Origin of the sequence: Hydrogenovibrio kuenenii DSM 12350, assembly GCF_000526715.1 — a bacterium.
Taxonomy (GTDB): domain Bacteria; phylum Pseudomonadota; class Gammaproteobacteria; order Thiomicrospirales; family Thiomicrospiraceae; genus Hydrogenovibrio; species Hydrogenovibrio kuenenii.
Genome location: NZ_JAGP01000001.1, coordinates 873,673 through 894,226 on the forward strand (window position 1 = coordinate 873,673; position 20,554 = coordinate 894,226).

General features: G+C 41.1%; 22 protein-coding genes. 17 read left to right on the forward strand and 5 right to left on the reverse strand.

The window, feature by feature from the left end; translation table 11 throughout:
- Window positions 1–13 precede the first annotated feature (13 nt).
- On the forward strand, window positions 14–1,645 hold the full coding sequence (locus tag N745_RS0104070) for an NAD+ synthase (protein ID WP_024850860.1): 1,632 nt from the start codon (window positions 14–16) through the stop codon (window positions 1,643–1,645).
- 8 nt (window positions 1,646–1,653) lie between these two features.
- Window positions 1,654–3,531, forward strand: a complete 1,878-nt coding sequence (locus N745_RS0104075; RefSeq protein WP_024850861.1) for a bifunctional diguanylate cyclase/phosphodiesterase — start codon at window positions 1,654–1,656, stop codon at window positions 3,529–3,531.
- A gap of 15 nt (window positions 3,532–3,546) precedes the next feature.
- On the opposite strand, the gene N745_RS0104080 is transcribed toward N745_RS0104075, so the two are convergent.
- Window positions 3,547–4,341 (reverse strand): outer membrane protein assembly factor BamD, encoded by a 795-nt coding sequence (locus N745_RS0104080; RefSeq protein WP_245595660.1) that lies wholly within the window; start codon window positions 4,339–4,341, stop codon window positions 3,547–3,549.
- 136 nt (window positions 4,342–4,477) lie between these two features.
- Between N745_RS0104080 and rluD the strand changes: the two genes are divergently transcribed.
- Together rluD and pgeF are read left to right on the forward strand one after the other, a co-directional pair.
- Window positions 4,478–5,527, forward strand: a complete 1,050-nt coding sequence (gene rluD / locus N745_RS0104085) for a 23S rRNA pseudouridine(1911/1915/1917) synthase RluD (protein ID WP_024850863.1) — start codon at window positions 4,478–4,480, stop codon at window positions 5,525–5,527.
- Complete coding sequence (pgeF, locus tag N745_RS0104090) at window positions 5,508–6,275, forward strand: peptidoglycan editing factor PgeF (RefSeq protein ID WP_024850864.1); 768 nt, start codon at window positions 5,508–5,510, stop codon at window positions 6,273–6,275. Before rluD ends, pgeF begins: the two co-directional genes overlap by 20 nt.
- A gap of 2 nt (window positions 6,276–6,277) precedes the next feature.
- Here the strand turns inward: pgeF and N745_RS0104095 are convergent, their stop codons facing one another.
- Together N745_RS0104095 and nadC are read right to left on the reverse strand one after the other, a co-directional pair.
- Window positions 6,278–8,269 carry a monovalent cation:proton antiporter family protein gene (locus N745_RS0104095; protein ID WP_024850865.1) on the reverse strand — a complete coding sequence of 664 codons (1,992 nt, stop codon included), beginning with the start codon at window positions 8,267–8,269 and terminating at the stop codon, window positions 6,278–6,280.
- Between the two features lie 160 nt (window positions 8,270–8,429).
- Entirely contained in the window at window positions 8,430–9,272 is an 843-nt protein-coding gene (gene nadC / locus N745_RS0104100; protein ID WP_024850866.1) for a carboxylating nicotinate-nucleotide diphosphorylase, read from the reverse strand.
- Window positions 9,273–9,491: 219 nt separating this feature from the next.
- Between nadC and ampD the strand changes: the two genes are divergently transcribed.
- A complete protein-coding gene (gene ampD, locus N745_RS0104105; RefSeq protein WP_024850867.1) occupies window positions 9,492–10,082 on the forward strand; it encodes a 1,6-anhydro-N-acetylmuramyl-L-alanine amidase AmpD in 591 nt (196 codons plus the stop codon).
- 39 nt (window positions 10,083–10,121) lie between these two features.
- Here the strand turns inward: ampD and N745_RS12225 are convergent, their stop codons facing one another.
- Window positions 10,122–10,367, reverse strand: a complete 246-nt coding sequence (locus N745_RS12225) for a hypothetical protein (RefSeq protein ID WP_024850868.1) — start codon at window positions 10,365–10,367, stop codon at window positions 10,122–10,124.
- Window positions 10,368–10,538: 171 nt separating this feature from the next.
- Between N745_RS12225 and fldA the strand changes: the two genes are divergently transcribed.
- From fldA to N745_RS0104165, 11 genes are all read left to right on the forward strand, one after another.
- Window positions 10,539–11,054: a flavodoxin FldA gene (gene fldA / locus N745_RS0104115; RefSeq protein WP_024850869.1), complete on the forward strand. Its 516-nt coding sequence runs from the start codon at window positions 10,539–10,541 to the stop codon at window positions 11,052–11,054.
- Window positions 11,055–11,306: 252 nt separating this feature from the next.
- Window positions 11,307–11,660 carry a 30S ribosomal protein S6 gene (rpsF, locus tag N745_RS0104120; RefSeq protein WP_024850870.1) on the forward strand — a complete coding sequence of 118 codons (354 nt, stop codon included), beginning with the start codon at window positions 11,307–11,309 and terminating at the stop codon, window positions 11,658–11,660.
- On the forward strand, window positions 11,653–11,880 hold the full coding sequence (gene rpsR, locus N745_RS0104125) for a 30S ribosomal protein S18 (protein ID WP_024850871.1): 228 nt from the start codon (window positions 11,653–11,655) through the stop codon (window positions 11,878–11,880). The genes rpsF and rpsR overlap by 8 nt, the downstream gene beginning before the upstream one ends.
- A 32-nt stretch (window positions 11,881–11,912) precedes the next feature.
- The gene (locus N745_RS0104130; RefSeq protein ID WP_024850872.1) at window positions 11,913–12,800 is read left to right on the forward strand and encodes a DUF2232 domain-containing protein; all 888 of its coding nucleotides are present in this window, start codon (window positions 11,913–11,915) and stop codon (window positions 12,798–12,800) included.
- A gap of 22 nt (window positions 12,801–12,822) precedes the next feature.
- Window positions 12,823–13,275 (forward strand): 50S ribosomal protein L9, encoded by a 453-nt coding sequence (gene rplI, locus N745_RS0104135; protein ID WP_024850873.1) that lies wholly within the window; start codon window positions 12,823–12,825, stop codon window positions 13,273–13,275.
- A 213-nt stretch (window positions 13,276–13,488) separates the two neighbouring features.
- Complete coding sequence (dnaB, locus tag N745_RS0104140; RefSeq protein ID WP_024850874.1) at window positions 13,489–14,913, forward strand: replicative DNA helicase; 1,425 nt, start codon at window positions 13,489–13,491, stop codon at window positions 14,911–14,913.
- 48 nt (window positions 14,914–14,961) lie between these two features.
- Window positions 14,962–16,050 carry an alanine racemase gene (gene alr, locus N745_RS0104145; RefSeq protein WP_024850875.1) on the forward strand — a complete coding sequence of 363 codons (1,089 nt, stop codon included), beginning with the start codon at window positions 14,962–14,964 and terminating at the stop codon, window positions 16,048–16,050.
- A gap of 7 nt (window positions 16,051–16,057) precedes the next feature.
- On the forward strand, window positions 16,058–16,672 hold the full coding sequence (locus N745_RS0104150) for an NUDIX domain-containing protein (RefSeq protein WP_024850876.1): 615 nt from the start codon (window positions 16,058–16,060) through the stop codon (window positions 16,670–16,672).
- A gap of 23 nt (window positions 16,673–16,695) precedes the next feature.
- Window positions 16,696–17,133 carry a hypothetical protein gene (locus N745_RS0104155; protein ID WP_024850877.1) on the forward strand — a complete coding sequence of 146 codons (438 nt, stop codon included), beginning with the start codon at window positions 16,696–16,698 and terminating at the stop codon, window positions 17,131–17,133.
- 27 nt (window positions 17,134–17,160) lie between these two features.
- On the forward strand, window positions 17,161–18,549 hold the full coding sequence (locus tag N745_RS0104160) for an MATE family efflux transporter (RefSeq protein ID WP_024850878.1): 1,389 nt from the start codon (window positions 17,161–17,163) through the stop codon (window positions 18,547–18,549).
- Window positions 18,546–18,959, forward strand: coding sequence for a YchJ family protein (locus tag N745_RS0104165; RefSeq protein WP_024850879.1), 414 nt, complete (start codon window positions 18,546–18,548; stop codon window positions 18,957–18,959). The genes N745_RS0104160 and N745_RS0104165 overlap by 4 nt, the downstream gene beginning before the upstream one ends.
- Window positions 18,960–19,015: 56 nt before the next feature.
- Here the strand turns inward: N745_RS0104165 and N745_RS12640 are convergent, their stop codons facing one another.
- Window positions 19,016–19,198: a hypothetical protein gene (locus N745_RS12640; protein WP_157833744.1), complete on the reverse strand. Its 183-nt coding sequence runs from the start codon at window positions 19,196–19,198 to the stop codon at window positions 19,016–19,018.
- Between the two features lie 185 nt (window positions 19,199–19,383).
- On the opposite strand from N745_RS12640, the gene N745_RS0104175 reads away from it, so the two are divergent.
- Window positions 19,384–20,553, forward strand: coding sequence for an SPOR domain-containing protein (locus N745_RS0104175; protein ID WP_024850880.1), 1,170 nt, complete (start codon window positions 19,384–19,386; stop codon window positions 20,551–20,553).
- Window position 20,554 lies beyond the last annotated feature (1 nt).

Consider the following 20,554-nt stretch of genomic DNA (forward strand, 5'->3'; position numbering starts at 1 on the left):
ATGGGACAAGGTTATGTCTGAACAAATAAAAATTGTCATGGCTCAAATTAACCCCGTAGTAGGGGATATCAATGGCAATGTTCAGCTAATCATTGACTCAGCCCATCAAGCCAAACAACAAGAGGGTGCTGATATTGTTGTTTTTCCTGAAATGACGATTACAGGTTACCCACCAGAAGATTTACTTTTCCGAGAAGAACTTTACGTCCAAGTCGACCAGGCGCTTTCACTCATATGCAATACTGTCAAAGACGTTGCTGTGGTGATTGGTTATCCCATGATGGATGATTTGGGTGAACGCTTTAATATGGCTGCCTGGATTGAAGGCGGGCAAATTCAAGCCAGTTATATCAAACAAAACCTGCCAAATTACAGTGTATTTGATGAAAAACGCTATTTTGAATCGGGTGATCAACCTTGTGTGGTTAACTTCAAAGGCGTTTCATTTGGTTTGCTCGTTTGTGAAGATATTTGGAAAATCTCACCAGCCAGTCAGGCTGTTGCAGCCGGTGCTCAGGCCTTACTGATTTTAAATTCTTCTCCCTTTTTCGCTGAAAAACATCAAGACAGAATCGATGTCGTTAAACGTCGTATTTCGGAAGTTTCTGTGCCTGTTATTTACGTCAATCAGATTGGTGGGCAAGATGAACTAGTGTTTGATGGTGGTTCTTTTGCCACCTGTTCTGAAGGTGAGGTTCAAGTTCAAGCGCCAGAGTTTAAAGAATGCTTAATGCCTGTCACCTTGTTAAAGCAAGGTAACTCAGTAGCCATTATGCCAGGCGAACAAGCCGAACTCTATGAAGATGAAGCTCGTGTGTACCAAGCGTTGGTGATGGGTGTTAAAGACTATATTCAAAAAAATGGTTTTAACGGTGCGTTATTAGGTTTGTCTGGAGGCATTGATTCTGCATTAACTTTGGCGATAGCTGTCGATGCACTGGGGGCAGATAAAGTTGAAGCGGTGATGATGCCGTTCCGTTATACCGCGGACATTAGTATTGAAGATGCTAAACTAGAAGCGGATATTTTGGGTGTCCATTACCATTCCATTCCAATTGAGACTATGTATGCAGCTTTTGAATCGGCATTAGTGCCTAGGTTTGAAGGTTATGAACACGATTTAACAGAAGAAAACCTGCAAGCGCGTATTCGAGGCACTTTGTTGATGGCAATTTCCAACAAAGTTGGTAAACTAGTTTTAGCAACCAGTAATAAATCGGAAGTGGCTGTGGGGTATTCCACGCTTTATGGTGATATGGTTGGTGGATTTTCGCCTCTAAAGGATGTGCCTAAAACTTTGGTGTATCGTTTGGCGAAATATCGAAATAGCTTATCTGTTGTGATTCCTGAAAGAGTGATTATTCGTCCGCCGTCGGCAGAGTTGCGACCAGACCAGAAAGACCAAGACACATTACCAGATTATGATGTACTTGATGTTGTTATTGAGAACTATGTAAAATGCGATAAATCACCTAAAAAAATTGCGGAAGAATTTGGCTTTGATCAACAGCAAGTTGAATCCGTGGTGAAGATGATTGATAGAAGCGAATACAAAAGGCGCCAAGCTGCACCGGGTATTAAGATTACCAAAAGAGCATTTGGCAGAGATCGACGTTATCCAATTACTAATAAGTATCGGGAGTAAAACGAGTTATGGTTGATCAAATGGTTTCTAAGAGTTTTATTCAACTTCCTGAAGATCCGCTATGCCCGACTGACCCTTCCGACTCCCTTTCTCTTGAACAAATTGAGCTTTTACTTCAGCTTCAGCGAGATGTATTAGAAGACATTGTCTTTTCTACAGATGCCAATGGTGTAGTTGAAAAAATCTGTTATTTAGCAGAAGAATTATTACCAAACTCTGTTGCTTCAGTCATGTTGCTAAAAGATAACAAGCTAGATGTTTATTGTGCTCCAAGTATTTCAAAAGAAGGTATTGAGCGTTTAAATGGATTGCAGCCAGGTCCCAATGCTGGCTCTTGCGGTAATGTTTGTTTTAAGAAAACCCCCGCTTTTGTCTCCGATACGTTTACCGATGACCGTTGGAAGGACCTTATGCCAATTGCTGAGGACTTTAACTTGAGGGCTTGTTGGTCTGTGCCTGTTAGGACGGAGGTTGATGAACTGGTAGGGACTTTTGCTCTAACCAGCTTTGAAACACGTGCACCTTCACTATTTCATCGTCGCCTTTTGGATACCTGCGGTTTCTTGATTGGTATTGTTCTTAAACGTGAAAAGTTAGAAAAGCGTTTGGTTGATGCTGCCTATTATGATTCACTTACGCAATTGTCAAATCGTAAAAAACTGCAACTCGATTTACAGGGCTATATCGAAGAAGGTCGAGAGTTTGTTCTTGCTTTTATAGGGTTGGATAGATTCAAGTCTGTGAATGATACCTATGGTCACGAGACAGGGGATTATGTTTTATCCCAAGTGGCAAAACGATTATCTTCAGGCTGTGGCATTGCATTGGGTGTGTATCGCATTACTGGGGATGAGTTTGCTGTTGTTATTGAAAGCCCTCAATTTACGGATGCGTTTATTGCTTTGGCAGCGCAAATAGAAACGGTTTTGGCCCCTTCATTTAGTTTTAATGATGCTGAATTCTTTATTCGTGCTTGTGTTGGTTTTACCTATCCACTGGACGAGCTTGATTCGGTTGCAGAACTGATGAAGCGTGCTGACACGGCTATGTATGCTGCCAAAGCATCGAATGAGCAAAATTTTGCGGTGTTTTCACCAGCAATGGCCGACAAGGTGCAAGAAGAATTGCAACTTGAAAGAGACTTACATCATGCGATAAATAATCAGGAGTTTGAAGTCTTTTATCAGCCAATTATGGACGCTGATGGCAAGGTCGTTCATTCATTAGAGGCATTGATTCGTTGGCATCATCCCGAAAAAGGTATGATTTCGCCGTTAGTTTTTATTCCGCTTGCAGAGGAAGCAGGACTCATTCCTAAAGTTTCAACTTTTGTGGTTGGGCAGGTCATATCTTTTCTTAATGAATTGAAAGTCGCTAATATACCTTTGTGTCGTGTGTCAATTAACTTATCAGGACGAGAATTTAATCCTAAACATATCAATGAGTTGATGTCTGTTATTGAAGAGCATGACTTAATGCATTGTTTTGAGTTTGAATTATTAGAAAGCTATTTAATGGAAAATGCGGAAGAGGTTATTTCATTATTGAACTCAATTAGAAAACGCGGCATTAGTATTGCGATTGATGATTTTGGTACGGGTTATTCATCATTGAGTTATCTGAAAAAATTTCCGGTAGATAAAATTAAAATCGACCAGTCTTTGATTAAGGATGTTGTATTTGATGCCAATGATTTGGCAATCACAAAGGCGGTTGTTGCCATGGCAAGAAGTCTAAATTTGAAAGTAGTTGCTGAGGGGGTTGAGACAGGCTCACATAGCGAGTTGCTTTCTGAGTTGGGAGTGGATTATTTACAAGGCTTTGTTTTCTCTAAGCCTGTAACATCGGCCGAAGTAACCACTTATATTGAAAAAAGCTTTAGTTAAGAAAAATATAATGAATCATTCAGAAGGTTGGGAAGGGTTCTTAGCTTCTGATTTTTTATTGAATTCAATGACTTTCTGAACGTCATTAGCATTACCTTTCATACCAAGCTTTTGGTAGCTGTCACGCATTAACTCCAGAGCATCTAAATTCACAACAGAACGCGGATAGTGTTTAATGACTTCTTTAGCGCGGTTTGCAGCGGCAAGGTAGGCTTTGCGTTTGAAATAGTATTCAGCAACCTGATATTCATGACGCGCCAACCGGTTACGTAAAATAATAAGGCGTTTGCGTGAAGCTTCTGCATACTTACTGGCAGGAAAGCGAGTAACCAGAGTTAAATAATCATTATAGGCATCTTTAGTGGAAGCCATATCTCGATAAGCCGGATCAGTTAACCAACTGTCAAACCAGCTTTTATTAATAGAATCTGCGGCTAGTGCTTTCAAATATAAGGCATAAGGAATGGCGCGATGCTTAGGATAAAGTCGAATAAACTCTGCAAGCTCACGTTTGGCCGATTCAGGTTCATCATATTTGTAGTAAGCATAAGCTAACTCTAGGTAAGATTGTTCTGCATATTTACCATAAGGAAAGTAAGACTGAAGTTTTTCATAGTACTTAATTGCAGTTTCCCATTGTTCACTGCTATAAGCTTCTTTTGCGTGGTCGTAGAACTCTTTAACAGTCCATTTTGACTCGTCTTTTTCAATCAAAGAAGAACAGCCAGCTAAAACAAAAACAGAAAGTAATAAAAGAAAGGTTAAGAGTGATTTCAGCGGTTTAGGACAACGCATCGATAATGAGTTCATTTAGTCTAGTTGGTTAGAATTCGGTTAGAATATACAAAGTGCGAATTATAGCACATGCCGAAATTTCTAAACTATTATTCGGCTCTTCTCAATAAGTTTGTCATACATTGAAAGTTTAATCAGCTAAGGAGCAATTTTGACGCATCAGGAACTGACTACCATTATTCCGTTAGATAAAATTTCAGCTAGGCTAGATGCTGTATTAGCGGAGATTTACTCAGATTATTCTCGTAATAGAATCCAAGATTGGATCAAAGCGGGTAATGTGACTTTGGATGGTGTTGTTCAACGCAAACCTAATTTTAAAGTATTAGGCGGCGAGAAAGTTGTTTTACAGGCAGAGTTGGCTGATGACGTTGTTTATGAAGCACAGGAAATAGAATTGGATATCGTTTATGAAGATGAACATATTCTTGTCATTAACAAGCCAGTTGGTTTGGTCGTTCACCCTGGTGCAGGCAATCCTGATGGTACCCTGTTAAACGGTCTGTTATTTTATTCGGAAAAATTACGTGAAGTACCAAGAGCAGGTATCGTACATCGTTTAGATAAAGACACTTCTGGCCTTATGGTTGTGGCTAAAACTGTGCCGGCACAAACGCATTTGGTAGAGCAGTTGCAGCGCCATGCGGTGGAACGTGTTTATGATGCTGTTGTGGTTGGAAAAATGATTTCAGGTGGTTCGGTTAAGAAAAATATTGGTCGCCACCCAACAGATCGTAAACGTATGGCGGCTTTGAAGATTGGCGGGAAACCCGCAGTTTCTCATTATCGTGTTCTTGAGCGTTTTCGTGAGCACACACATGTGCGTGTTCAATTAGAAACGGGTCGCACGCATCAAATTCGTGTACATATGTCTTCTATAGATTATCCATTGGTGGGTGATCCAGTTTATGGCGGTAGACTTCGTATTCCTAAGAAGATGATGCCGGAATTTGTAGATTACATTAGAGAGTTTAAACGACAAGCATTGCATGCGGGTTCGTTAAGCTTAACGCATCCAGTCACGGGTAAAACCATGAAGTGGAAAGCGCCTATGCCGGATGATATGTTGGAATTGATTGATATGCTTCGAGATGATATGGACGATTTCCAAGCACAATATAATGGTTATGATGATTATGATTATGACCATGACAACGGTGTGGAAGTAGAGTGGGTGACGGATGCCGATATCTCAGATTGATGACTTAACATTAATCCGGCCGGATTGGCCTGTATCATCAAAAGTAAAGGCTTTTACGACAACCCGACAATCCGGTATAAGCAAAGGTGTTTACGATTCTTTTAATCTCGCCACTCATGTGAAAGATGATTCTAATGCAGTTGTTTCTAATCGCAAAAAGTTGCAACAGTCTTTACAGCTACCTACTGAACCTTTTTGGCTCAACCAACAACATACCAGTCAAGCAGTAGCCTTTTCTCCGGCATTAAATGTGCCGGTTGCAGATGCAGCTTGGACCCAAACCCCAGGGCAAGTTTTAACCGTCATGACAGCGGATTGCTTGCCTATTATCCTTGTCGATAACGCAGAAACCATGGTAGCTGTGATCCATGCCGGTTGGCGTGGGTTAGCGGACGGTATTATCGAAAACATTTTAAAGCAGTTGCCAATAACGGCTGACCAATTACAGGCTTGGATAGGCCCTGCAATATCTCAGCAGTATTTTGAGGTGGGTGGTGAAGTGTTGGATGCGTTTGTCGAGAAACGTGTGCAATTGCTTGATTGCTTTAAGCAGTCCGAGGCAGATGCAACAAAGTATTTTGCTGACCTACCCAGCCTGGCAGATTTTATCTTAAAAGAAAGCGGAGTGAATCGCGTGACCTTAAGTAGTTTGTGTAGTTACGCACAACCAGAACTTTTTTATTCTTATCGTAGAGACGGTGAAACAGGTCGTATGGCAACCTTGATTTGGTTGGATGCTAATAATTAGTTCTACAGAAAACCGCTATTAATAAAGCCTTCACATTGCTCAATATCTTCTGGTAACCCCTGAATAATTAAATCATCATCAACGCGTATTTTTGTTTTTGGATCAGGGTCATCACCGCGAACATGACCACGTTTAACAGATTTTACGATGACATTAAATTGTTCTGTATACAGTTCTTCCAGCGTTTTACCAACGGCATAAGAGGATTCATTGATGTGGACAGGCTGGATGATTTGCCCACTTTGCGATTGATCAAAGGGGATGATGTCTGTGTCACCAGGATATAGACCATCTAACAAGCCATAACGGTTTTTACGCGCTTCTCGCGTTTGTCTGATTACTTGACTAGGCGGATGCCCCAGCATCAGCAATAAATGAGACGCGAACATAATGCTTGATTCAAAAGTGTCTGGTATAACTTCGGTGGCACCCTCAGCAAGCAACTCCTGTAAATTGGTATCGTCTTGTGTTCTGACCAATACTGGTAGCTCAGGCGCAACACGTTTAAGGGTTTTTAAAGTTTTAAGTACCGAGTGATAGTCATGGAAACTGATAATCGCAACTTTAGCATTGTGAATATTAGTTGCTTTCAACACACTTTCTTTTGCAGAATCGCCAAAATAAACGGGTTCACCACTTTGTGCAGCTTCTTGTACACGACGTATGTCCATATCTAATGCTACGAAGGCTTGGTGGGACTTTTCTAAAAATTTGGCAGTTGTTTGTCCGACACGACCAAACCCTAAAATCACCACATGATCTTTTAAGAACTTGGAGTCTTCTTCAATGGTTTTTTCGATTTCCACAAAGTTCGAGGTGTAGCTTTCTTTGCAAATGGTTTTGGCAATGCTACCGTTGAATTTGATAATGAAAGGAGAAGCTATCATGCTGAGTACAGCAGAGGTTAAGATGAGCTGACTCAGTTCCAAGCTCAGCAAATTGTTGGAGAGGGCGAGAGTAATCAGAACTAGGCCGAATTCACCGACTTGACCAAGCGAAAGCGCCGTTCTTAGAGCAACCCCTTCCGGGTGTTTTGAAACTTTCATGATAAAGAAAATCGAAGCAATTTTTAGCAGGATAATGCCTAGGGTAATCAACAGAACGGACATGAAGTGATCTATCACCAATTGCGGAGAGATAATCATCCCAACCGTGATAAAAAACAACCCTAATAAAATATCTTGAAACGGACGAATATCCGCTTCAACTTGGTGTTTATATTCCGTTTCACCTAACATCATCCCCGCCATAAAAGCACCAAGCGTCATGGATATACCCATTTCTTCAGTAAAGGCTGCGGCAGCCAAAACCATGGTGAGAACCGTAAGTGTGAAAAGTTCTTGCGACTTGGATGAGGCAACTTCCTGAAAAATCGGTCGCAAGACATAACGTCCAGCCAACAAAATTACAGCGACGACAACCAAACCTTTTAATAAAGCCAAGCCTAATTCAGCCGCCAAGCCATCTCCCGTAGCGCTAGCCAATGCAGGAATAAGGATTAGGAGTGGAATCGCCATGATATCCTGGAAAATCAGAATACCGACAGCTGCTCGGCCATGACGTGTTTGAATTTCTGATTGTTCGGTGAGTTGCTTAATCACAATCGCAGTGGAGGATAGCGCAAAGGCGCTTGCAATGACAAAGCTGGTTTCAAAGTTAAGCCCAAAACCAAATTTAGAAACTAGGTAGACCACCAACCCCGTTATGAAAACCTGCACCGAACCCAAGCCAAACACGGCTTTACGCATAGCAATCATTTGTGAAAGTGAAAATTCAAGCCCTATGGCAAACAGGAGGAAGACGATGCCAAACTCAGCGAGGAATTTAACGTTCTCTTCACTCTGAATAAGTGCAAAGCCAAAAGGACCGACCAAAACCCCTACGGCAATATAGTTCAGGATAGCTGGGACATGCGCTCTACGAGAAATAGAAATCAGTAAGACTGTTAAAATCAGGATGGAGACAATTTTAACGAACATATGGTGGTCGGCCATCAATACAACTTTCCTGTTAATGGGGTTGGTAGTAAATAGTATAAATTTGTTTCTAACTTTATCATTTAATGTATTGATTATTAATGATAATGTCAAAGATTACAGGCTGCTTTTCCGTGCTTTGCCTGTGTTTTGTTAAGTTAGATCGTTGTGAATGAATTCAAGCAAATTCAAATCTCATGGATAAATCAATGGCGCGAATGTGTTTGGTAATAGCACCTGTTGAAATATAGTCTACTTGTGTTACCGCTAAAATCGCTAACTGATCTAATTCCACATTACCCGAGACTTCTAATTTTGCTAGTTTATTGTTGAGAGCAACGGCTTCGTGAATCATTTCCAGATTGAAGTTATCGAGCATAATAATATCTGCACCGGCGCTAAGTGCTTGATTCACTTCATCCAGTGTTTCGGTTTCAACCTCAACCATGATTTCAGGATAATGTTGCTTAGCAGAAGTCACTGCATTGTGAATACCGCCAGCAGCCATAATGTGATTTTCTTTCAATAAAATAGCGTCATACAAGCCTATACGATGGTTTTTACCACCACCGCAATGTACAGCATACTTTTGTGCCAAACGTAGACCTGGTAGGGTTTTTCTGGTGTCTAGCAATTGTGTGTGAGAGTTTTTTAACTGCGTGACATAGCTTGCTGTTTCAGTTGCTGTTGCTGACAGTGTTTGCAAAAAGTTCAACGCACTTCGTTCGCCGGAGAGTAGGGTTTTTGCATTGCCGTTCAACTCGCATAGCAAACTACCCGCTTTTACTTGGTCGCCTTCATTGCAGTGCCAGGTTATTTCAATCGCTGAATCAAGATGATTAAAAACAGCATCGAACCAAGGTCTGCCGCAAATAACGGCATCTTCTTTGGTAATGATGCGAGCCTTAGCTTGTTGATTGTCTGCAATTAATGAAGCGCTTAAATCACCAGAACCAATGTCTTCTTCTAAAGCAGCTTGTACGTTTTTTTCTAGGTCTTTGAAATAATCTAGAGTCGGCATATTCAGTCGTTTTTGTAATAGTTTTATAGGGTGCTGTATTTATTTTTAGCACGGATTGATTGCTATTTAGTTTAGCTTAAAAGCCGATTAACGTTGTGAAATATTTGGAAGCAAATTAAAAGATTTTTACCAATTATCTAGCTTTTCTTATTACAAAAAAATGCTAAATATAGGCAGAATCATTTAATAAGTTACGGCTTGTGATTATACTTGTTGTCTATGACTCAACAGTTTAAAAAATCATTCACCAGACCTTACGCCGTTAATCTTCAAACACATTTGTTGAACGGTGTGCGTTATGTGCAAAGTGAAAATTGTGACGAGCGCCCTCAAGACGGTGAGATTGAATTGGTTGTTATACATGGCATTAGCCTGCCACCAGGCAAGTTCGGTGGTCAAGGTGTCGAACAACTCTTTACCAACCAGCTCAACCCGAAAGAAGATCCTTATTACGAAACCATTGCGCACTTGAAAGTGTCTGCACATCTTTTTATTAACAGAAGAGGGGAAGTTACCCAATTTGTTCCTTTTAATAAAAGAGCTTGGCATGCTGGGGTTTCGCGTTACCAAGGGCGTGATAAATGCAACGATTTTTCTATAGGCATAGAGCTCGAAGGCACGGATTTTACGCCTTATACTGCGTCTCAATATGAATCTTTGAAGCATGTTATTCAAGCGCTTTTTAACGCTTATCCAACGATTTCAAAAGACGCGGTAACGGGGCATGAGCATATTGCACCTGGTAGAAAAAATGATCCAGGCCCTTATTTTATGTGGTCAGCGATTCGTGCTATAACGAATAAAGTATAAAAACCGTTTTGAAAAAAACGAGTTACTCTGTCTTAAAGACTAGGCAATCCAACCGTCATTATTTTTTTTGTTTCGGGAGGAAGTAGTTGGTTCATCTGTTTTTGGAGAGAACTTCATGCAAGGTTCGCCTGATGCTTCAAACACAACAACACTTGGTAAGCGTTGGGTTTTAAAACCAAATGCACGGCACCCTTTAGGGTTGGCATCATCCCAAGTAATATAAAAATGTTTACACTTGAAGCAATCTATTGGCTCAAAGTTGGATTCTGAATTAACCTTACTCATCTTAGGGTATAAATTTTTTTTAAATCCCAATTAATAGTTGTTATGCTAATATTCTGCAAAAATACTAAGAAATGCTTTTAAATAAATTCTAAAACAAACTATTCGATAGTGTGAACTTTCGTGATAAGTTTTGAATTTAAATTTTAAATAACCTTAACAAAGGGATTGATTATGGCTCAAGTCGGTCTTTTCTACGGAACAGATACAGGGAACACCGAGCGTGTTGCCGATATGATTAAAGATAAAATCGGTGCAGATATCGTTGATGTTTATGATATTGCTTCTGCAAGTGCTGCGGATTTTGCCAAATATGACAAGATTATTTTGGGACAGCCGACTTGGTACTATGGTGAACTTCAAAGCAGCTGGGATGATTTTTGGGATGAATTCAAGGGTATTGATTTCACCGATAAACAAGTTGCATGTTTTGGATTGGGAGACCAAGCGGACTATGCCGAATATTTCTTAGATGCAATGGGTTTGATGCATGACATTGCGCTTGAAAATGGTTCTATTCCAGTTGGCTATTGGTCAACAGATGGTTACCAGTTTGATGAGTCTAAGGCAGTCACCGAAGATGGAGAATTCTTTGTTGGTTTGGCGATTGATGAGGATCAACAGCCAGAAATGACCGCTGAGCGCGTTGACCAATGGGTGGACCAAGTTAAAGAAGAAATGTCTCTTTAAATTTCTTTGATTAGCCTATTTGCTAAAATCTGCCAGGCTGGGTCTGGCAGATATGTTCAAACCTGTAATTCTTTACACTATCTCCTTGTTTTTTCTTAAAAACCAGCTGTTTTCGCTTGTTATTTCAATAAAAAACCGTATAATTCCGCTCTTTCAGAGCATATTTATCTGAATTTCCTTGCTTCACTGACTGAATCCACATTGATTCATGAGTTGGGAGGCTTTTTTATTAATCCATAAGGAGATCCATAAATGCGTCATTATGAAGTCGTATTTTTAGTGCACCCAGATCAAAGTGAACAGGTGCCAGCAATGATCGAACGTTACCGTGGTCTAATCGAAGAAAAGGGTGGTTCAATTCACCGTTTGGAAGATTGGGGTCGTCGTCAACTAGCTTACCTTATTAACAAAGTCCACAAAGCTCATTACATTCTAATGAACATCGAGTGTGATCAAGAAACTCTAAATGAATTAGAGAACTTGTTCTACTACAACGATGCCGTTCTTCGTAATATGTTTGTTAAACGTAACGAAGCAGTTACAGAACCTTCTGTAATGGCTAACTACAAAGAAGATAAGCGTAGAGGAGCTGAGAACAATGGCTAGAAATTTTGGAAGAAAAAAATTCTGTCGTTTTACTGCAGAAGGCGTTAAAGAAATCGATTACAAAGATTTAGATACTTTAAAAAGCTACATCACTGAAACAGGTAAAATCGTTCCAAGTCGTATCACTGGAACGAGCGCAAGATACCAACGTCAGCTAGCAACAGCTATCAAGCGTGCTCGTTACCTTGCGTTATTACCTTATACAGATCAGCATAAATAAGTTTGGCTGAAAAGAAACGATAAGGAACGCCCATGCTATTTGTTGCGAACTATGTCATGAAGGGTCAAATTCAGGCCTACATAGCCACAGCACTTCTAGCATTATTGACCGTTTGGTTCGGTCCACTTGGTATGTTGTTAGGTGCAGTTATTGCCCTAATTACGTTGCGAGTAGATACTGCCGAAGGGTTTAAACTTTTAATCGCAGCGATAGCGATTAATCTGGTAGCTACACAAGTCTTTATGGGCAGTATGCTACCAGCGTGGGTTGCTATTGCAGAATACATGTTGCCGGTTTGGCTAATGGCTTGGGTACTGAGACGTACCAACTCCTTAGCTTCGGCATTAAGTTTAGGCATGTTAATGACCGGTGCTGTAGTCATTGTTTTCCACTTTATTGTGGGCGATGCTTCAGCTTGGTGGTCGAAGATGATGAATACGGCATTGCTGCCATTTATTCAAGAAGCTGGAGTGCAAGCTCCTGTAAAGCTGATTGAAACCATGTCAGATGTAGCAACCATGTTACTTGCCATGTTTATGGTGGTGTTATGGTTTTCTATTCTGTTATTGGGTAGATGGTGGCAAGGGAGACTGTTCAATCCAGGACAGTTTCAGCAGGATTTTTATCAAATTCGACTGCCAAAGAATCTTGCTTACTTAGCAATTGTTCTGGCTATTGTCGGATTGTTGATTAAGACTGGCTTGATTCAAGACTTGTCTGGCGTGATGATGGCTGGCCTGATGTTTCCAGGGTTGGCAATTGCACACCATGCCGTAGCGATAAAAAAGATGGGTAGTGGCTGGTTAATCGGTCTGTACATTTTATTGTTTCTGTTTCCGCAAACGATATTGATTTTAGCGACAATTGGCTTAATTGATACTTGGTTAGATATTAGAAGCCGTTGGTCACAAGATAGTTAAAGATAAATTAGAGGTTTGAGCGATGAACGTTATTCTGCTTGAAAAAGTACAAAACCTAGGTGGCTTGGGCGATCAAGTTGCTGTTAAATCTGGTTATGCACGTAACTTCCTAATTCCAAAAGGGAAGGCAAAACCAGCAACTAAAGAAAATATTGCTGAGTTCGAAGCAATTCGTGTTGAGCTTGAAAAGCAAGCTGCAGAAGCTTTGGCTGCTGCACAAGCAATTTTCGAAAAAATGAATGGAACAGTTGTTTCTATCGAATCTGTTGCAGGTGACGAAGGGAAATTGTTCGGTTCTGTTGGAACTGCGGATATTGCAGATGCACTTAAAGCTGCTGGTTTCGAAACTGAGCGTAAAGCTGTTCGTATGCCAGAAGGTGCTCTACGTCATGTAGGTACTTTTGAAATTGATGTTGAGCTACACTCTGATGTAGTTGCGTCAATCACAGTTGAAGTTAAAGCTTCTGAAGCTTAATTAAATACTAAGCTGTAAAAAAGCGAGGCATTGCCTCGCTTTTTTTATGTCCAAAATTCATCAAAATCTACCAGGCTGGGGGTAACAGTCTGTAGGTTAAAAAATACAATAAACTTACAATCGTCACACTTTTTTAAACGGTTATAATACACTTTCGTTTAGCGTTAACTACGTTGATAAGTCCCATAAATTTCATAAAAATTCATAGAGTAAATGACTGAAGAAGCCTTATTTAAAACGCCTCCGCATTCCATAGAATCTGAACAGTCGGTTATCGGCGGTTTAATGCTGGATAATGAGAAGTTTGAAGACGTTGCCATAAAACTCAATGAGCAGGATTTTTATACCCAGCAGCATCAAATTATTTTCTCTGCGATAGCACAATTGCATCAAAGCAGTAAGCCGTTTGATTTGGTGACCGTGCTGGAAAAACTTCAATCAACGGGCAAGTTGCAAGATGCCGGCGACAAACAATATCTTATGGATTTGGTCACCAATACGCCCGGTGCCGTCAATATCCAATTTTATGCAGATATTGTGCGAGAAAAAGCCATTCTTCGCTCATTGATTCATGCCTCAAATGAAATTTCTGAAGCCAGTTACTTTCCTCAAGGAAAAGATGTTCGCGAAATTCTAGACTTGTCCGAACGCAAAATCATGGGCATTGCTGAACATGGTGCAGGCGAGCAACGCGAATATCACACTCTTTCGACACTTCTGGGTTCTGCAGTTAACACCATTGACGAGCGTTTTAATTCTGATGGTTCTATTACCGGTCTCGAAACTCACTTATCTGAATTTGATGGCGTTACCTCCGGTTTGCAAAATGGTGACTTGATTATCGTTGCCGGTCGTCCATCGATGGGTAAAACCACTTTTTCGATGAACATAGCCGAAAACGCGGCAGTCAAAAGCCAAGCACCCGTTGCAGTCTTCAGTATGGAGATGCCGGCTGAGCAGTTGGTCTTAAGAATGATCAGTTCGATCGGTCATATCGATGCTGAGAGAATTCGTAAAGGTAACTTTGAACAAGAAGACTTCACCAGTTTGAATCGTGCCGTAACGGTTTTGTCGCAGGCTAAGATGTACATCGATGATACGCCAGCCTTGATGATTACAGACTTAAGAGCACGTGCGCGACGTATCGATAAAGACATACGAGACGAGCAATTTAAACAAGCTGTTGCGGATGGCAAAGAAAACCCAGAGGCGCATGTAACCGGTTTAGGATTGATTGTTATCGACTACCTTCAATTGATGCGAGGTTCAACCAACACAGATAACCGTGTAAATGAGATTTCTGAAATTTCTCGTGGCTTAAAAACCATCGCAAAAGAACTGAATGCGCCAGTTATCGCACTGTCACAGTTAAGTCGTAACTTGGAAAACCGTCCAGACAAACGTCCTAAAATGGCGGATTTGAGGGAGTCGGGTGCAATCGAGCAGGATGCGGATTTAATCATCTTCATCTATCGTGATGAAGTCTATAACCCTGATACACAAGATAAGGGCACGGCGGAAATTATCCTCGGCAAACACCGTAATGGTGCTTTGGCAAACGTTCGTCTTGCGTTCCTTGGTAAGTACACCAAATTTGAGAACTTTGCTCATATGGATACGGGTGATGACCCTTATTAGTAAAAACTCAAAAACTCCACTCCTTAACGTCTGCAAAGGTAAAAGCTGATGACTCTCTATCGTCCAGTACAAGCTATTATCAAACTTGCAGCACTCAAGCATAATCTTCAGCAAGTGAGAAAACTTGCTCCTAAATCAAAAGCGATGGCGGTTATCAAAGCAAATGGATATGGTCATGGCATTCAACGTGTTGCCAATGCACTTTCAGCTTGTGATGCTTATGGTGTTGCCTCTATTGATGAAGCCATTGCTCTAAGGCAGTCTGGTCTTTTACACCGAATTGTCTTATTGGAAGGATTGTTTTCAGAAGCCGAATTGCCCTTGGCAATAAACCATCGCCTTGATTTTGTTGTTCATGCTTTCCACCAGTTTGATTGGCTCGATTCTTTGAGCGGTACTCAACATGTTACGCTCTGGTTGAAGTTTGATACGGGTATGCATCGATTGGGCTTTGATCTTTCTGATGTTGATAAGGTTGCAAAACGCCTTTCCAAATTGAAATGCACGGCTCAAGTACATTTGATGTCGCATTTTTCTTGTGCGGATACCGATGAGGCTTACACCTTAACGCAATTGCAGCATTTACTAGATGTTGATAAAACCTTTCAAGCACCAAAGAGCATTGCTAATTCTGCGGCTATTCAACGTTATCCTCAAGCCCATTTGGATTGGGTTCGTCCAGGCATTATGCTGTATGGTGCCAGTGCAGGGCTTCCCGAATTTGAAGCCGAATCTATAGCATTAAAGCCAGCAATGGTGCTTAAGTCCAAAGTCACCAGTTTAAAGTGGGTAGAAGCTGGCGAAGCGGTAGGTTATGGTGGTATTTGGCAGGCAGAAAAACCGACGCTTCTGGCTGTAGTTGCTGTTGGTTATGGTGACGGTTATCCTCGACATGCACCAGCGGGAACACCTGTTTGGATTCATCATCGAAAAGTGCCTTTAGCGGGACGAGTGTCAATGGATATGATTACGGTTGATGTTACCGAACTAGCCGATGATATTCGTATTGGAGATGAAGCCGTTCTTTGGGGTGAAGGCGTAACCGTTGATGAAGTAGCCGAAAAATGCGGCACAATAGGTTATGAGCTTTTATGTCAGGTCACTCCACGTGTGCCTCGTATAGAAATTGAAGAGTAAGTGAAGTATGACAAAGCAACTTGAACTGATTTCCGAAAGTCGTCATTTTGACGGCTTTTTCAAAATAGATGAGATTACCTTTCGTCATACACTTTATCGTGGTGGCTGGTCATCGGAAATTAAGCGTGAGTTATTTGGTCGCGGTGAAGCCGTTATTGTTTTGCTTTATGATTCCAAAGCCGAAAAGGTTGTATTGATTGAGCAATGCAGAGCAGGCGCTTTGGGACGAGCAGGTTTAGGCAGGGATGCACAAAAAGCACATACCGCTTGGTTGATAGAACCAGTCGCCGGCATGATAGATGAAGGTGAGTCTGCTCTTGATGCTTGCCAAAGAGAAGCGGATGAAGAAGCCGGCGTTAAGTCGGCAAAGTTTGAGTTTGTTTGTCGCTTCTATCCTAGCCCGGGTGGCAGTGATGAAATACTACATCTTTATGCCGCAGATATAGATGCCAGTCAATTGCCTGAATATGCAGGTTTAGAGCATGAGGGCGAAGACATTCGCATTATTCAATATACGTTTGAAGAAGTTAAGCTAAAGCTTAAAAATGCTGAATTCAATGTCGCCAGTACCATTATCGCTTTGCAATGGTTGTTTTTTCAAAAGTTAAATCCATTGTTCTAACCCATTAAGGATAAACCCATTCCATGTTTTGTTTATTTCGTAACTCCAAAATAGCTTATCCACTTAATCTTTGGGTTTTGTTTATCAGCATTGCGCCTGTGTTTTACTGGTTGTACTTTACGTTGGTTGAAAAAGATTTTTTGCACAACTTCGTTAATGGCAAAACGTTATTTGTTGATTTATTACTTGGTTTGCCTGTCGTGCTTATTTTTGCGGTTGTGATTTATGCAATGGTCTTTTGGGTTTTAAAGCTGATCGTGATTTTACTTTGGCCAAGTCAAATAGTACCACTTAAACCACTGGAGCCAGAAGATGGTGAGCTAGATCCAGAGCTGGGTGAAGACTATTGGATGAAAGCTCCTGAATCATCAGAGCTTTTGGACGAAGAGCAAAGCCAAACCGCTTCAGAGCAAGACAAGAAAAAAACACAAGCACAAGACACACCGAAAACTCATGACTAAGCGTACTGGTTTCCCCCTTTTAAAATCATGATTTTTTCCCACTTTTCTTTCAGTGACTTTTCTCATGAAGTTAAGCGTTTAATCGTTATCGCTTTTCCTATTTTGATTGCTCAGCTCGCTGTTGCCGGGCTAGGTGTCGTAGATACCATTATGTCTGGTCGTGTGGGCACAGATGATTTGGCAGCCATTGGTTTGGGCAGTAGTATTTTATTTCCCGTCATGATTTTAGCACTTGGTATTTTGATGCCATTAACGCCTATCGTTGCCAAAATCGACTCTAAAGGTGAACATCAGTCTCTGGCTATGCACCTTTCTCAAGGGCTATGGTTGGCTCTGCCGCTTGGTGTGTTGATGTGGTTTTTATTAACCTCAGCAGATTATGTCTTAGACTACTTGCCTCTTACGCCTAAAGTCTTTCATTTAACCGATGATTATTTAGACTACATTGCCTGGGGATTGCCTGGGTTAGGGTTGTATTTCGTGTATCGTTTTTTCTGGGAAGGGTTAAGTCTTACCTTGCCAACGATGATCATCAGTCTTGCGGCTCTAATTTTAAACATTCCCTTAAACGCCATTTTTATTTATGGATGGGGCCCTATCCAAGCGCATGGTGCAGCTGGCTGTGGCATCGCATCAACCCTAGTGATGTGGGGTATGTTATTTGCCGGCATGTGGTATATCTACTTTAAGTTAAATAAACAACAAATAGGTTTAAACCTAAGACTTTTACATAAACCAAAATGGATAGGGGGGATCAAGCCTCTATTAGCACTAGGCATTCCTAATACATTGGCACAGTTGTTTGAGGTCAGTTTATTCAGTTTGATAGCTCTTTTAATTGCGCAGCTCGGAACTGTGGTTATAGCTGCGCATCAAGTTACATTAAGCTTTTCCTCATTGATTTTTATGGTGCCTTTGAGTATTTCATTAGCTGTAGCGATACGAAGTGGTCAGGCCTTAGGTAAAGGCAATCGTCAAGAGCTAGTCACCAAAGCTTATTCCGCAATCATTTTTGCAGCCTCAGTGGGATTACTGACGATGGTTCTAACGTTGGTGTTTCGCCATGAGATTGTGAGCCTCTATAATGAAAACCCTCAGGTTATTCAGCTGACAAGTGTATTGCTGGTTATAGCGGCGCTTTATCAAGTGTTTGATGCCATTCAAGTTACAACTGCAGGTGCTTTGCGTGGATTACACTCAACCCAAGTCACTATGTGGATAACGTTGGTTAGCTATTGGGGCATCGGCTTAGGTGGTGGTTATATGCTAACATTTGGTTCACCGTGGAATGAACCGCTTGGCGTAGCCGGTTTTTGGATCGGCATCCTATCAGGTCTTGTTTTTGCGGCCATAGCCTTACAGTTAAAATTAGTACACCTTATCCGCAAGCTTGAACGAAGAGGGGAGCTTGTATGACAGACAAACAAGTAAAACTTTGCCCATGTGGTTCAGGTTTAAATTATGCAGATTGTTGCCAACCCTATCATCTATATCAAACTTGGCCAGCAACGGCAGAGCAGCTCATGCGTTCTCGCTTTGTTGCCTTTGCGCTGGGTTTAGAAAGCTATTTACAAACCACCTGGGCAAAATCTACCAGGCTGGGGTCTTTGGACTTAGAAGATAATTTGGTCTGGAATCGTTTAGAGATCATTGCAACTGAACAAGGTATGCCTTTTGATGATACCGGAAAAGTTCATTTCAAGGCTCATTACCAACTGAAAGAGGGCGGTAAGGTTTTAGAGTCGGGTGTAATGGAAGAAGTTAGCCAATTTATACGAGATGAAAATCAGCATTGGGTGTATTTAACCGGCGATGTTAAGAGCTAAGTGATAAAAGCTTGAGCGATCTGTAAATGACCGCTAAGCATTAGACAGTAAGGTGACTAGTCCTTTTGTGGCTCACTCGTTAAGTTGTCTTGAGCCTCATTAGTATTGACGTCATCCTTATTTCTAAAAACTCGGTATAGCCACCATACAGAGCCACCAACGATAACAATAGAAGCTGCAAGTAAACCGAAAGTAATTACCAAAGCTGAACCGACGTCATTCATTCCTATACTATGCACAAAGCACCTCTTTAATTGTCTGATGAAAAGGTTCGAAACAAATCAGAATTCTCAATTAAATTTTCTAACGAGAATGAAACCTGAATAAATCGCAAAGAATACGTTTCTACTATTTCCATTGCTTAAAATCTTTGGTACATTCTACAATAGTTGCATTTAATTCATTATAGAAGTTTTGAACATCAATGGCCCAAACCATCTCTGAGCTCGAGAAAGAAAGAGCGGAATTGCTTCAAGCAATTGAAAACCAAGCACAGACCATGTCTTCCTCTCGATCAGGAGAACAGGAACCCCAAGAACATACATTGCAAGATTGGTTAAACGCCGCCGAGGAAGTTATGCCTAATAATCCAAAAACCCGTAGCTCACAATCACAGCAATCAGCTGCTTCTAGACCAAGTAAAGACAAATCAGCTAAGAGCAATAAAGCCTCATTTTTTGGTGTCATCATTATGCTCGCCTTATTACTGACAATCTTGGGTGTGCTTTATATCGCCTATACAAGCATTCATAATGAGCTCAAAACCGTTATGGCAACAAAAGGCGGGGCGGTTAAAGAAATAAAAGAACTTAAAGCTTCTGTTGAAAAATTACAAACAGACGCAGCAGCAAACGGTAAAGGTAAATTATTTGAAGACTTGCAGAACCGTGTTGCAGCGCTAGAAAAAGAAGTAAAAGCACTCAAAGCACAACGTGCGAACTTATCTGTTGTTGGCGCATCTCAACTACCAAACAATGTTGTTACCACAGAAGTATTGGACTCTAAGTTAAAAGAATACACCAAAGGTATTGATGCCAAGCTAGAAAAGATTCTAAAACATTTGAACCTTACTATGGATGCTGCTACAGCAACTACACCTAAGCCAGCAGCCAAAGCTGAAACCCAATCAAAGGTAACTGTCAGCAAAGAAGAACCAGATGAGCAAATTGCAGAGCCTAAGGCACCCAATGTTAAGCCAATGGATCAGCCACTAGTGCGTTTAGTTCAAAAAGCACCAGCACCAACCAAACCGAGTGCGCCAACTAAGCCCGAGTCGCCAAAGCCAGCTAAAGCTCCTTTAAAAGATTATACGCAAGGTGTTAAATGGCTTATGTCTCAACCCGCATATAACTACACCTTACAGCTTGCCAGTATGTCTGACCGTGCCTCGGTACAAAAGATGGTCGATAGCAAAAACCTTCATGGTACAAAAATCATTCCTCAAGAACGCGGTGGAGAAGTCAATTACGTTCTTGTGTCCGGTAGTTATAAGACGCGTCAGCAAGCTGAAAATGCAGCAACGACCTATAAATCTAAACTCCAAATTTCACCTTGGATTCGGAAAATCAAAGACTTAAGCTCAAGAGTTAAATAAA